Here is a 13,817-nt window from a genome sequence, read left to right as displayed (position 1 = left end):
TGATTGGAGTCGTGCTGGATTTCCTCATTGAATCCCCCCATCCAACCAGAACATGACAATCCCTACCAGCCAACAAAAGCCAATAAGCAGCCAAATGGACCATTGCTCGTTGAACCACCGTTTTTGTAGTTCGCGGTGGGCGATGGGCGCGGCGCGAGCGAGCAGGGGAAGGAGGTGTCGCTCGATCTGCGCGGGGGGGTAGAGGTCCAAGGGGGTACGCAGATCGCCGACCAGAATGGCCCGACCGCTGCTGAAGACCTGTTCGATGGGGGCCTCGGTTATCGTGCCGTTTTGGTGGAGTAAAACGGTGCGTCCCCGGACGCCGATGCGGTGGTCGTGGCGGGCGCCGATGAGGGAGCCGATGAGCAATGCGGCGGGGATGAGCACAAAAAACAGAATCCATTCGATGCCGGGGATGTCGCCCCAACGAAAGCCGAATGCATGTTTGGCGATCAGATAGACCAGAAAAAAATAGACGAAATACAGTCCGTTGCTCGCCTGCCGTATCTCCCGCTCCCAACGGGGCAATTCGATCCAAACGATGGATGGATCGGCGAGGCGGGGATCGGTAGGTTCTTCGGGTTCCACGGCAACAGGGGGCAGATCGGCGGCGATGGTGCCCAGACGCAGACGCAACGCCACGGTCGGAACCAGCAGCAACGCGGCGCCCGCCCCCAACCACGCCATCGCCTGCCATACCTGCGCCCACCACGCCGCCCCCGCCAGCACCAGCAACAGCCCTGTTCCGAAGGCCGAATAATAGAAGCCCTGAATCTGGGTATAGACCTGGGCCATGTTGGGTTCTGGGTTGGGAGTGGCGGGGTTCTGGGCGTGCTTGTAGCGATACAGCAGCACCCCCATCCCCACCAAAATGGGCAGGGCGACCAGGGCAAGGGCAATCGGGGGGGGCACAACAACGAAGCGGGTGAGCAGGAAGAGCATGAGAGGGAAGAAAATCAGGGCGACCACACCGATGACGAAGAGCTGGGAGTCATCCCGGTTCCTTTGTTCCTCAAGGGCCCATCGCGAAGGGGGTGAATCGAACAACCCCTTGGGCAATTCGGGCGAGGCCAGGGCGATGAACAGCAGGGTGATGACGATCCCGATCACCCCGAATGGGAGTACCGAGATCAGCTTGTGAAGGCTTTCGGATTGGTCGTCGGCAGCGGCCTGCCGTACTTGCAACTCGGGCCAAGCCAGATCGGGCAAGGGGTGGCCGTTGGGCAGGAATTGCAGCACCTGACGGCGGCCGATGTCGGCGACCACCACCCGCCCCTCGAACAAGGTCATCGCCACCGGGGCGGAGAGGATGATGGCCTTGGGGCGGCTCCAGTCTTCGTCGAAACGCAGGATCGTCCCCCCGAGTTTGTCCCGCCCCTTGAACAGCACCCACCATCCCCCATCCACCTTGAGCGTTTGCAACACCCACAGGGGACGCGAACCCCCGTCGCTGGGCAGGGGCTGCAAGGCGAAGGCCCCGGTGCTCAGGTACGGAGGGAGTGCGGTCCAGTCGCCGCTTGCAGGGTCAAGCAGCCCCCACTCCTTGAGTAGAAACTGCCGGGGGACGAACGGGGATTGATCGGTCAGCCGCCGGTATTGCCCGGAGAGATCGACCGCCAGGATGCGCTCCGCGTCGGGGGAGGAGAGGTAGAGGGTGCCGTCGCTGTCGCGGTCGATCCAGCAAGGGTCGGTGGTGAGGGGCAGGTTGCCCGCAACGGGGCGGCAGACGCGACTCGTCAGGTCGCAGCGGGCGATGGAACCGGTTCCCGGACGGACCAGTAAATCGCCGTCGGGCAAAAAGGTCATGCCGGGCGGCGAGCTGTAGAGACCAAGCTCCTCCAGATCGATGAGGGTGTCGACCCGATCCCTGCCGAGCAGCAGCTCGTGACCGAGCACCACCGCCAGCGCCCCATCCGGGGTGGTCATCACCTGGGTCGGGGTGGCGGTGTGGTCGAGGGAATCGCTGGCCCAGAAGGGAGCTCCGAACAGCAGCAGGCAGACGATTACCACCGTTATGCCGAACCCGGATGAGAATGGCAGCTCTCGGGTGACGAATGTTGTCGACATCTCAATACACCGCGAACAGCAGCAATCCGCCCAGCCCCAGGGCGAGCATCAACATCACCTCCACCCCGTTGTCGCGCCACCACAGCCGCCGCATTTCACGGTGGGGGACCCGTTTGGCGCGGGCCATTTTGGGCATCAGGTGGCGGGCGATCTCTTGCCAGGGGAAGAGCCCCAGGTGGATGTGGCCGTCCCCCACCTGGATCGCCTGATCGCTCAAAATGATTTGGTCGAAGTCGGCGACCGAGGTGCGGTTCCAGGGGTGAAGCATGACCACCTGGCCGTCGCCGACGCCGAGGCGATAGAGGGCGGTTTTGAAGAAGTGCGTGGCAAAAATCAAGGTTGAGATGGCCAGAGCCATCAGGGGGATTTCGTGGTGGCCGACGGGGGTCGTACGGGTTACCTCGACGATGCCTAGCCAGGCCCAAATCCACGCCCATACCAGAAATAATCCCGTTGCGACGCCGAAACGCAGGCGCCTTTGCCAAGTTTCGATGCCGATCCAATAAAAACCGGTCGTGCCGGGTTGGGGGTGGGCTGCGGTCTGGTCTTTGGACGCCAAGTGGTGGCTTCTGCGATGGGTCATCCAGAAGATGAGCAGGGAAACAATGGCCCCCCCCACGATGAAATAGGGGCCGTTTTCCCCCAGATCGGGGAGCCGAGTTGCCGCCAAGATGGTCAGACCGAGAACGGCAAATGCCAGGAAGTACCCTTGGGCTTTTTGACCAAAGTGGCCCAGAGCGCGCCCTTGCCGAGACCTAGGGTCTTCGATGGTGGCACGGGGCGCAGGGGGGGTAGGTTGTTGCTGCCGTTTTTCAATCCGCTTGAGCACTTTGGAACCAAGCCAAAAGAAGAAAACGACTCGAAGGGCAGCAAGAGCGGACACCCAGTTCAAGATGGTGCTGGATTGATCGATCAGGAAGTACACAAACAGAACCGTCAACAAACCGATGAGATTCAAAACCCCGATCATCCAGGCAATCACGACCACCAAAGCCAGCCAAATGCTGGACCCAAGGGTGACCTTTTCGGCAAGGGCGGGGATGGGCTGGGGGGGGCCAACGGTTCCCACTGCCCCCGCCGCTGCCTCCATCGCCCGTTTCTGTTTTATGGCCCAGAGCAGCAACCCCAAAAAGAGCAGCACAAAACCAAAGAGGATGTTGCTGCCGACCATGTTGTAGAAGGCGTTACGCGCCTGGGCCGCCTTGAGCCGGGCGGTCAGCTCCGGCCAGGCAAGATCGGGAAGCGCAGCCCCATCGGGGCGGAATTGCAGCACCCGACGCAGCTCGATGTCGGCCACCACCACCCGATCCCCGAATACTGTCAGGGCCATGGTGTCGCTTCGTTCGGGCAGCTCGATGGGGGCGAGGAATTTCCAGTCTTGGTCGAAGCGCAGGATCGGCCCCCCCACCATACCGTCTCCTTTGACCAGCACCCACCATTCATCCCCTACCGGCGCCAACCCCAGGGTCCAGATCACCCCGGTAAAATCGTCCAGCGTGGGGACCAGCCCTTTGACCGACACCGTTTGCAGCTTTTTGCCGAACCCCTGGGTCGACGGATCGAGGATGGCGATCTCGTTGTAGTTGGTGTTGGCGTTGTAGAGCTTGCCATCGCGCAGCAGCAGCTGGTTGGGGAAGGCCAGCCCCCGATCCTGCATCGCCAACAGCGTCCCGTCGGGGGCATATTTGAAGATGCGGTGCTCTTCGGGGGCCGAAACAAAGAGGGTTTCGTCTTTAGGGTCGATCTCGACCCAAAAGGGGGAGGTGGGGAAGCGCAGGTTCGGGGCGACGGGGCGGCAATCCTTGGTGGTCAGATTGCAGCGTGCCAACGTCCCGACCTCTTCGAGGACGGCCTCTCCCCTGTGGTCGTCCCGCCCGTAGGCGCGCAGGTTGTGCATGAACGAGCGCACGTCTTCCCCCTGGCGGATGAGCAGTTCGCCATTGGGGAAGAAGCGCACATCGCCCAACACGAAAGGGGCGCCGAAGTCGCTCAGGTCGTAGATCGTCTCCACCTTGTCGGGGGTGCCGACCAGCATTTCGTGCCCCACCACCACCGCCAGATCCCCTGCGGGGGTGACCACGATGTTGGTCGGGGCGTCGGTGCCGAAGGCCTCACCGTCGGCCCAGAACTTCAGGCCGAAGAGCAGCAGCGAAAAGGCGATGACGACGGCGGCCAGGGCGGGGGTGACTTTGATTTGATCCATGATGACTCCTTGATCTTAAGAGGCGCTGGTGGGCCGCTTGAATATTCAAATCAACTTGATTCCCGCGATCACCACGACGATCAACCCCACCGTCAGCCACAGCCCCTCGTCGCGCCACCATAGCTTTTGCAGCTCCCAATAGGGAACCCAAATGGCCAGGGAGAGTTTGGGGCGCAGATGCCGGTCGATGTCATGGGCGTTGTATTGCCCCAGTTGGGTATGGAGGTTGTCGACTTGGATGGAGGAGCCGTTGAAACGGATCTGCCGTAAGGGCGACGCGGCGTTTTTTTTTCCTTGGTCCAGAAGAATCGTGTTGCCCTTGATGCCAATCCGGTGGCGATGCCGGTTGCCCAGAAAGAAAGGCATCAACGCCCCCGTGAGACTCAGCATCAAAAAGGCATTCGTTTCGTCCGGCATCGGATCGCCGATGAAATGGCGCCACAACCAGGGCAAGCCGGCGGCGGCAAGGAGGAGGGTGACCAGTAAGGTTTCACGCAGCCGTTGTACCGTCGGATTGGTCTGAATCCACGCAATGTTGGGGTCGTCGAGATCCGGTAGAGGTGCAGGCTGTTGTGGGGCTGGGGTAGGTGGGCGAGAAGGTGTGCCTTGCAACGTCGTCATCCAGGCGAAGAGCAACAATCCCAAAAGCAGGACCAGCCCCATCGCCACCCCCAGGGGGCTCATGATCTCGATGTGCAGATCCTGTACCGCCAGCAGCAGCAATCCTGCGACCACCACCAGCCCCGCCAGGGTGGCCACCGCGACCCAGAGCACCCTGTTCCGACCTGGGGCGGGAGCTCCTTCCCGGTTCGAGGTGGAAGCCTCATTGCCCCGACCATGGGTGGCTTGCCTTGCCCCCCACACCATCAACCCCAGCATCAGTACCACAAATCCCAGCGGGATCTTTTCAGCCCGTTCGTTCAGCGTCTCGGCCCGTTCCCTGGCCTGGCTCAAGCGTGCATCGAGTTCGGGCCAATTCAGATCGGGAAGCCGATGGCCATCGAGATCGAAACGTGCGACCCGGCGCAAACCGGCATCGACCACGACAATCTGGTCGTCGTACAGCGTCAGATCGACCGGATCGCTCCTTTGGGGCAATTCGAGCATGCTCAGGCGGTTCCCATTCCGCTCCAGACGCAGCACCGGCCCACCCCGCATTCCCTCCCCTTTGGTCAACACCCACCGGGCTGCATCGGTCTGGACTGCACGCAAAATCCAGATCACGTTGCTTCCCTCCCGGTGGTGCCGTGTGTGGATGGTTTCCAAACTTGGATCACCCTCTTCGGCGATGGTCAGAGGGAGGGGGAAACGTGTATCGAGATGGGGGTCGAGCAGCATTCCCCCTTGGCGATGGAGTGTCGCCTCGACGAAAGGGGTTTGGTCCTGTAGGGGCGTTACGTGGCCAGTACCGTCGATGGCCGCGATGTACCAGGCCTCGGGTGAGGAGAGATAAAGGATTTCGTCGTGTGGATCGTTCTCGAACCACAAGGGGGCGTCGGGCAGAGCCACGTTGGGGGCAAAGGCTCGACAGGTGTGAACGGGGAGGTCGCAGCGGGCCAGGGAGCCGTTTCCTGGCGCAACATTGTTGCCGCTAGGCAGCCGCCAACGGTGCCACCAGGGGGTCGCCTGGCGCTGGTGCAACAGCAGCTCGCCACTGGGTAAAAAATGGATGCCGCCCGGATCGGTGTCGGCTCCCATGGGGGCCAGGTCGACGATGGCGCGTAGCTGCTCGCGGCCGATGAAAAGCCGGTTGCCCACCAAGATCGCCAGCTCCCCCTCGGGGGTAACGGCAACATGGGTGGGGGCGGGGGTGGCGGCGATTTCGTGGGCGGTCCAGAGGCTGGCCGCGACCAGTAAGCCGCACAGGGCGATCGCGACGACGGCAAGTGCGGCGGGGACGCGCAGACGTTCCATGGAGCCTCCTGGGTTCCGGATCACAATTCCATGCAGTCATGGTGGCGGTATCGGGGCGAGGTTGTCGACACTTGGTGCGTCTCCAAAAGGGATCGGCGACCTTTCGGTTGCAGTTCCAAACGTTTGGCGCCAACGTCATCTGTCGGCCAAGGTGGGCCACCCTTTGTACATAGGGGCCCCCTTCCCCGCGAGCGTTGCCGCCATGACCCCACCCCCCTCCAAAGCCCAGCTCACCGCCCTGCTCGCCTTGAGCAAGCGGCTCGAATTGGCCGAGACCTACGCCGACGTGTTGGCCGCCGCCCGCGATACGGTGCGTGAGGTGGTCGGTTACCAGACCACCTGGGTCTACCTTTTCACCCCCCCCAGTCAGTACACCCTCATCACCATTCAGGGCTCCGCCGCCAATGCGATCGCCACCGAGGTGCCGATCTTGCACATCGAAGGGGATCCCTTTTTGGAGGAGGTCGTCTCGGGCAAGGGGATCGTCCTGGTCGAGGATGCCCGAACCGATCCTCGCACCAACAAAGAGATCGTTGCCGCCCTGGGCAATCGCACCATCGTCAACGTCCCCATCCGGTTGTTCGACCGCAATTTGGGCACCCTGGGGACCGGCTCATTCGGCGACGAGGGGGTGATGGTGCCCAGCCGGGAGCAACTCGACTTTCTCGATGCGGTGGCCAGCCACATCGCCATCACCCTGGATCGGGTGCGGCTGCTGCAAGAGCGCTCCCAGCGCGAGGCCCGTCTGGCGCTGTTGTTTCAAGCGGTGGAGCAAAGCCCGGTGGCGGTCGCCGTTGCCGGGGCCGACGGCTCGGTCGAATACCTTAATCCCCCCCTGGCCACGCTGCTCGGCCACACCGCCCCCGCCGAAGATGAAAGCCCCCTCGATTGGGAATCGGGTCGCAGCGCCCCCGAGGCGCTCAAGGGGGTGCGTCGGGCCCTCGATCAGGGGGTGGAGTGGCGGGGGGAGTTGCACTTGACCAAGGGGAGGGGCGGGTTTGTTTGGGGGGCGGTCACCCTGTCGCCGGTGCGGAGGGAGGGGGGGACGCTGAGTCACTGGCTTTGGCTGATTGAAGACATCACCGAGCGCAAAAGCTTCGAGGAGCGGCTGCTGCGCCAAAGCCAGTTCGACACCCTGACCGACCTGCCCAACCGGGTGCTCGCCATCGACCGGCTCGATCAGGCGCTGAACCTGGCCCATCGCCACAAGGGGGGGGTCGCGGTGGCGATCCTCGACCTGGATCGCTTCAAAACCATCAACGACACCCTCGGCCACGGGCGGGGCGATGAGCTGCTGGTGCAGGTGGCCCAGTGTCTGCGCGAGGCGGTGTGGGAGGGGGACACGGTGGCGCGGCTGGGGGGGGATGAATTTCTGCTCATCCTCTCCGGGGTTTACGAGGCCACCGCCGCCGAGCGGGTTGCCGCCAAGGTGCTGCGGGCGCTGGGTCGCCCCTTTTTGATCGAGGGGCGGGAGGTCTTCGTCACCGCCAGCCTCGGAATCACCCTGGCCCCCGCCGACGGCTTGGATCCCCACACCCTGCTGCGCAACGCCGACGCCGCCATGTACGGCGCCAAGGAGCAGGGGGGCAACACGATTCGCTTCTTTCAGCCCGAGATGAATCGCCGGGCCAAAGAGCGGCTCGACATGGAGGGGCTGCTGCGCCATGCCCAGGAGCGGGGGGAGATCGCCCTGCATTACCAACCCCTTGTCGATGCCCAGGGGATTCCGGTTGGGGCTGAGGCACTGATGCGTTGGACCTCCCCCGATTTGGGGGCGGTTCAGCCAGAACGCTTCATCCCCCTGGCCGAAGAGACCGGTTTGATTCTGCCACTGGGAACCTGGGCGCTGGAGCAAGCCTGTCGCGACATCGCCGTCTGGCAAACCCAGGGGCTGCCCCCTTTTCGGGTCTCGGTCAACGTGTCGTGGCGCCAGTTCGCCGCGGGCAATCTGCCCGAAACGGTGCAGCGGGTCTTGAACGCCGCCGCCATCGACCCCGACCTGCTCGAACTCGAAATCACCGAAACCCTGTTGATGACCGACGCCCCGCTGGTGCGCTCGGTGCTGGGCCGCCTGAAGGCAATGGGGGTGCGGGCGGCGCTGGACGACTTCGGCACCGGGTATTCGTCGTTGTCGTACCTCAAACGCTTCCCCTTCGATCAGCTCAAGATCGACCAGGCCTTCATCCGCGACCTGCACGAAAGTGAAAGCCAGGCGTTGGTCGGGGCGATCATCGCCATGGGGCGGGCGTTGGGGCTGACGGTGGTGGGGGAGGGGGTCGAAACCGAGGCGCAGCGCGATTGGTTGCGTCAGCGGGGCTGCACCCTGATGCAGGGGTTCCTGTTCGCCACGCCGATGCCAGCAACCGACTTGGCGGCGTGGTGGCGGGGGCGGATCGGCCCCACATAGAGGGTGAACGGCCCAACAAGGGGGCGGGCCGCCCAGGGATGGGCCGCCAACAGGGTGCACTGTCGTAGGAGGCGACCCCGTCGCCGAAGCTCTGCTTTTGGTTTTTGCGAAGCGCACGGATTCAATAGCGCTTCCGAGCCGCCCAGGGATGGGCCGCCAACAGAGTGCGCTGTCGTAGGAGGCGACCCCGTCGCCGAAGCCCCGCTTTTGGTTTTTGCGAAGCGCACGGATTCAATAGCGCTTCCGGGCCGCCCAGGGATGGGCCGCCAACAGGGTGCGCCGTCGTAGGAGGCGACCCCGTCGCCGAAGCTCTGCTTTTGGTTTTTGCGAAGCGCGCGGATTCAAGGCAGGATGCCTTGAATCCGCGTTTTCTTAAAGAACACGCACGACCGTCGGGGGGCGGGCGATTTTTTTGTGACGATCCAAAAGGTCTCTTCTGGTTATGGCAATCCCCCAACGAACGCTTCAAGAACTCATCCACGCGTTGGATCGGGCGCAAGGGCTGGATGCCATACTGGCCGCCGCCCACCAGGGCATCGCGTCGGAGTGCGGTTTTTCCTCTATCTGGCTCTATCGGCCCGACCCGAACGACCCCGACGCGGTCGAGTGGCTTGGTAGCTGCGGAACGTATGCCGAGGCGATCCGCGCCGAGCCCGTTCAGCCTCCCATCGGTGGCCTCCCCCTGCTGAAAGCGGCCCTCTCGGCCAATGAACCGGTACTGGTGGCCGATGCCGCCAGCGATCCCCGCATCGACCCCCACCTTGTCGCCCCCCTGGGGCTGCGTACCCTCGCGGTTACCCCCGTCCGCACCTCTAAGGGGCCCCTTGGCGCCCTGTACTGCGCCGGTTTTGGCCAGGAGGGGGGGCGCATCCCCGATGCGGGGCAGCGGGCCTACCTTGAGGTGGTCGCCAGCCTGCTCGCCTCAAGGCTGGAGCGGCAACATCTACAAAACCTGCACCGCGACGCCGAGCAGCGTTTGCGGCTGTTTTCTAAAGCCGTGGAGCTCAGCCCCTGCGCCGTGGTCATCGCCGACCCCCAGGGCAAGATCGAATACCTCAACCCCCGCTTTGAAATGACCAGCGGCTATAGCCCGGACGAGCTGCGGGGGCAGAGCTTGGAGGCGCTGCAAACGCAGCCGGGGGAGGGGGACTTCCAGACGATGTGGCAGACCGCCTGCGCGGGTGAGGATTGGCGGGGGGAACTGTCGGGGCGGACCAAGGGGGGCGGTCTCTACTGGGGCCACACCACCGTCGCCCCGATCCGCGAGGGGGATGGCCCCATCAGCCACTTCGTGGTGGTTCAAGAGGATGTCACCCAGCGTAAGGATTTGGAGCGGCAGATCCTGCGGCATGCCCAATACGACCCCCTGACCCAACTGCCCAACCGCAATTTGGCCCTGGATCGGTTGACCCAGGCGCTGGAGCTGGGGCATCGGGAGTGGCACGGCACGGCGGTGATGGTGGTCGATCTGGACCGCTTTCGCCGCATGCTCGACGTGGTGGGTCACACCGGCTGCGACGCCCTGATCGTTCAGGTGGCCCAGCGGTTGTCGGCGGTGGTGCGCGAGGGCGACACGGTGGCCCGTACCGGCGGTGACGCGTTCATGGTGGTCTGCCCGGTGATCGAGCACCCCGCCCCCGAACATCTGGCGCAGCGCATCCTCGATGCCCTGGCGCCTCCCCTGACCTGGCAGGGGCGCACCTACCCCATCGGGGTCAGCGTCGGGGTCGCGGTCGCCCCCGAACACGGTCGCGATGCCGAAAGCTTGATCCGCAACGCCGGGGCGGCGCTGCGCCGGGTCAAACAGCGGGGCGGCAGGGAGTTTCACCTCTTTGATGCCACCTTGGATCAAGAGACCCTGGAGCGGATCGGCCTGGGGGAGCGGCTGCGGTTTGCGCTGGAGCGGGGGGAGATCGCCCTGCATTACCAGCCGGTGATCGACGCAGCCGGGCGCTGCGTCGGGGCCGAGGCGCTGATGCGCTGGAATTACGGGGCGTCGGGGCTGACGATGCCCGACCGTTTCATCCCGCTGGCCGAAGAGAGTGGCCTCATCGTCCCTTTGGGGGCCTGGGCCTTGATGGAGGCCTGCCAACAGGTGCGGCGCTGGCAAGAGGGGGGCGGCACGGGGCTACGGGTGGCGGTGAACATCTCGGGGGGACAGTTCGCCTCGGAGGATCTGATCGAGGTGGTGGAGCAGGCGCTGGCCCATTCGGGGATCGCCCCCGATCAGCTCGAACTCGAAATCACCGAAAGCCTGCTGATTCAAGACGATGTCCGGGCCAAAAATATGCTCGACACCCTTAAGAAGATGGGGGTGCGGCTGTCACTCGACGACTTTGGTACCGGGTTTTCATCCCTGGCCTACCTGAGCCACTACCCCTTCGATGTCTTGAAGATCGACCGCTCTTTCACCGCCCAACTGGAGGGCGACAACCCCAACCGCCCCCTGGTGGCCGCCATCGTCGCCATGGGGCAGGCCCTGGGGCTTGAAGTCCACGCCGAGGGGGTCGAAACCGCTCCCCAACGCGATTGGCTGCTGGGCAAGGGGTGCCGGTTTTTGCAGGGGGTGCTCTATTCCCAGCCGCTGCAAGAGGAGCCATTCGGGGCCTGGCTCGCCGCACATCGGACCCCCTCGTGAGCCCTCATTCCCCCCTGCCCATCGAATCGCTCCTCCCCGAACTGCTCGCCGTGTTGCGCGCCGCCCCCGTGGCGGTGTTGCAAGCCCCCCCCGGCGCGGGCAAGACGACCCGGGTTCCCCTGGCGCTGCTCGATCAGCCTTGGGCGGCGGGGGGGAGGATCCTCATGCTCGAACCGCGCCGCTTGGCGGTGCGGGCTGCCGCCCGCCGCATGGCCCAAACCCTGGGGGAGGTGGTCGGCCAGACGGTCGGCTACCGCATCCGGCTTGAAACCAAGGTGAGCCGGATCACCCGGATTGAGGTGGTCACCGAATCGATCCTGACCCGGATGATCCAAGAAGACCCCGAATTGAGCGGGGTGGCCGCCATCCTCTTTGATGAATTCCACGAACGCTCCCTCGATGCCGACCTGGGGCTGGCGCTGGCGCTGGAATCGCAATCGGCGCTGCGTCCCGACCTACGAATTTTGGTGATGTCGGCGACCCTGGACGGCGACCGGGTCGCCGCCCTGATGGGGGGGGCGCCGGTGTTGACCAGCCAGGGGCGCGCCTTCCCGGTCGAAACCCACTACCTTGGCCCCCCCGGCCAAGACCGCTGGGGCAAGCCCGATCTGGCTGGAGCAACGGCGACGGCGGTGCGCCGAGCGCTGGCCCAAGAGCCGGGGAGCCTCTTGGTGTTTCTGCCGGGGATGGCTGAAATCCGCGCCGTGCAGCGGGCGCTGCACGATGGCTTGCCCGAGCAGGTGCAGGTGCTGCCGCTGCACGGCTCTCTCCCCGACGAGGCGCAGCAACGGGCCATCGAACCGGCCCCCCCCGGCATCCGCAAGGTGGTGCTGGCCACCGCGATTGCCGAAACCTCGCTGACCATCGAGGGGGTGCGGGGGGTGATCGACGCCGGGCTGACCCGCCAGGCCCGATTCGACCCCGCCAGCGGCATGACCCGGCTGGTTACCGTTTCGGTGTCGCAGGCGGCCAGCGCGCAGCGGCAGGGGCGGGCGGGTCGCATGGCGCCGGGGGTCTGCTACCGGCTGTGGCACGCCAGCGCCCAGGCGGGGCTCCCCCCCTTCGCCACCCCCGAGATTCAAAGCGCCGATCTGACCGGTTTCATGCTCGAACTGGCCCGCTGGGGGGTCGGCTCCCCCGCCGATCTGGCCTTGCTCGATCCCCCCTCTGCCGGGGCGGTGGCTCAAGCGCGCGAGCTGTTGCGCCAGCTTGAAATGCTCGACCCCAGCGGCGCCATCACCCCCCACGGCGCGGCGGCCAGCCGTTTGCCGCTGCATCCCCGTTTGGCCCATATGGTCCTCAAGGGGGATTTTCTGGGGCTGGGGGCGTCGGCCTGCGACCTGGCCGCCGTGCTGGAGGAGGGGGGGCTGCTGCTGCCCGGCAGCCGCGAGGTCGACCTGACCCGCCACCTCGCCCTGCTGCCGCGACTGCGCAGCGAACGCCACCCCGAGATTCCCGGCCTGGACCGGGGGCGGGCCGCCAAGGCGGTGCAAAGCGCTCGGCAAATGCGGAGGTTGGCCGACCTCAGCGAAGCCCCCCCCAAAGCCGCTTCACGCGAAGAACGTGCGGAGGCTGAAGAAAAGCAAAGGCCGTTGGCCGAAAATGTCGGCCTCCTCCTCGCCCTAGCCTACCCCGACCGCATCGGCCTGCTGCGCCCCGGCAGCCGCACGCGCTATCGGCTCTCCGGGGGGGGCGAGGGGTTTTTCGACGAGCGGGACGAGGGGCTGGGGAGCGAGCTGATCGTTGCCGCCGACCTGGACGGCAACCGCAAACAGGCCCGTATCCGCTTGGGGGCAAGGCTCGACCGGGCGGGGCTGGAGCGTGCTTGCGGCGACCGCATCGAGCAGGGGGAGGAGGTCGCCTGGGACAGCCGCCAGCAGGGGGTGGTCGCCCGCTGGAGTCGCCGTCTGGGCAGCCTGATTTTAGAAGAGCGCCCCTTGAGCGGGGAGGGGCAGGTCGACCCCGAGGCGATTGCCGCCGCCCTGATGGTCGGCATCCGCGAGGTGGGATTGGGCTGCCTACCCTGGGACCGCGACAGCGAGCGGCTGCGGGGGCGGCTCGACCTGCTGCACCGGGTGCTGGGCGACCCCTGGCCTGCGGTCGACGACGAGGCGCTGCTGGCGGGGCTTGACGTTTGGCTCGCCCCCTGGTGCGCCGGGATGCGCCGTCTCGACCGCCTTAAAAAGATCGACCTCGACCAAGCGCTGCGGGGGTTGCTCCTCTGGAATCTGGCGCGTCAGCTCGACGAACTGGCCCCGACCCATGTCACCGTCCCCTCCGGGTCGCGCATCGCCCTGGATTACACCGCCGAGGGGGTGGTACTGGCGGTGAAGCTGCAAGAGATGTTCGGGGCCAGCCAAACCCCGACGGTGGCGGGGGGGCGGGTGGCGGTGACGATCCATCTGCTGTCGCCCGCCCGCCGTCCTGTGGCGGTCACACGGGATTTGCCCAGTTTCTGGAATCATGGCTACGGCGAAGTACGCAAGGATCTGCGCGGTCGCTACCCGAAACACCCCTGGCCCGAGGATCCCTGGAGCGCCCCCGCCACCCGGCGGACGAAACCCTCGGGCACATGACGACCCACCCTG

Annotated in this window: 6 protein-coding genes; 3 read left to right on the top strand and 3 right to left on the bottom strand. The window is 65.2% G+C overall.

Annotation, left to right across the window (positions count from 1 at the left end):
• Positions 1-24: 24 nt before the first annotated feature.
• The 3 genes from AUJ55_12300 to AUJ55_12290 are packed head-to-tail and all read right to left on the bottom strand — an operon-like array spanning position 25 to position 6,184.
• A complete protein-coding gene (locus AUJ55_12300; protein OIO54196.1) occupies positions 25-2,010 on the bottom strand; it encodes a hypothetical protein in 1,986 nt (661 codons plus the stop codon).
• A 58-nt stretch (positions 2,011-2,068) separates the two neighbouring features.
• Positions 2,069-4,270: a hypothetical protein gene (locus AUJ55_12295; protein ID OIO54195.1), complete on the bottom strand. Its 2,202-nt coding sequence runs from the start codon at positions 4,268-4,270 to the stop codon at positions 2,069-2,071.
• A gap of 45 nt (positions 4,271-4,315) precedes the next feature.
• A complete protein-coding gene (locus AUJ55_12290; GenBank protein OIO54194.1) occupies positions 4,316-6,184 on the bottom strand; it encodes a hypothetical protein in 1,869 nt (622 codons plus the stop codon).
• 202 nt (positions 6,185-6,386) lie between these two features.
• On the opposite strand from AUJ55_12290, the gene AUJ55_12285 reads away from it, so the two are divergent.
• The 3 genes from AUJ55_12285 to AUJ55_12275 all read left to right on the top strand — a co-directional run bounded on the left by AUJ55_12285 (position 6,387) and on the right by AUJ55_12275 (position 13,805).
• The gene (locus tag AUJ55_12285; GenBank protein ID OIO54193.1) at positions 6,387-8,591 is read left to right on the top strand and encodes a hypothetical protein; all 2,205 of its coding nucleotides are present in this window, start codon (positions 6,387-6,389) and stop codon (positions 8,589-8,591) included.
• A gap of 442 nt (positions 8,592-9,033) precedes the next feature.
• Positions 9,034-11,229 carry a hypothetical protein gene (locus AUJ55_12280; protein OIO54192.1) on the top strand — a complete coding sequence of 732 codons (2,196 nt, stop codon included), beginning with the start codon at positions 9,034-9,036 and terminating at the stop codon, positions 11,227-11,229.
• A 14-nt stretch (positions 11,230-11,243) separates the two neighbouring features.
• Entirely contained in the window at positions 11,244-13,805 is a 2,562-nt protein-coding gene (locus AUJ55_12275) for an ATP-dependent helicase HrpB (GenBank protein OIO54199.1), read from the top strand.
• Positions 13,806-13,817 lie beyond the last annotated feature (12 nt).

It is taken from the genome of Proteobacteria bacterium CG1_02_64_396 (genome assembly GCA_001872725.1).
Taxonomy (GTDB): Bacteria; Pseudomonadota; MNWR01; order CG1-02-64-396; family CG1-02-64-396; genus CG1-02-64-396.
This window is presented reverse-complemented; position numbering and strand designations above follow the sequence as displayed.

What these genes read in the sequence shown, in the direction of transcription:
- AUJ55_12295 (OIO54195.1), bottom strand. Translation starts at nt 4,270, where the DNA reads ATGGATCAAATCAAAGTCACCCCCGCCCTGGCCGCCGTCGTCATCGCC.
- AUJ55_12290 (OIO54194.1), bottom strand. Translation starts at nt 6,184, where the DNA reads ATGGAACGTCTGCGCGTCCCCGCCGCACTTGCCGTCGTCGCGATCGCC.
- AUJ55_12285 (OIO54193.1), top strand. Translation starts at nt 6,387, where the DNA reads ATGACCCCACCCCCCTCCAAAGCCCAGCTCACCGCCCTGCTCGCCTTG.
- AUJ55_12280 (OIO54192.1), top strand. Translation starts at nt 9,034, where the DNA reads ATGGCAATCCCCCAACGAACGCTTCAAGAACTCATCCACGCGTTGGAT.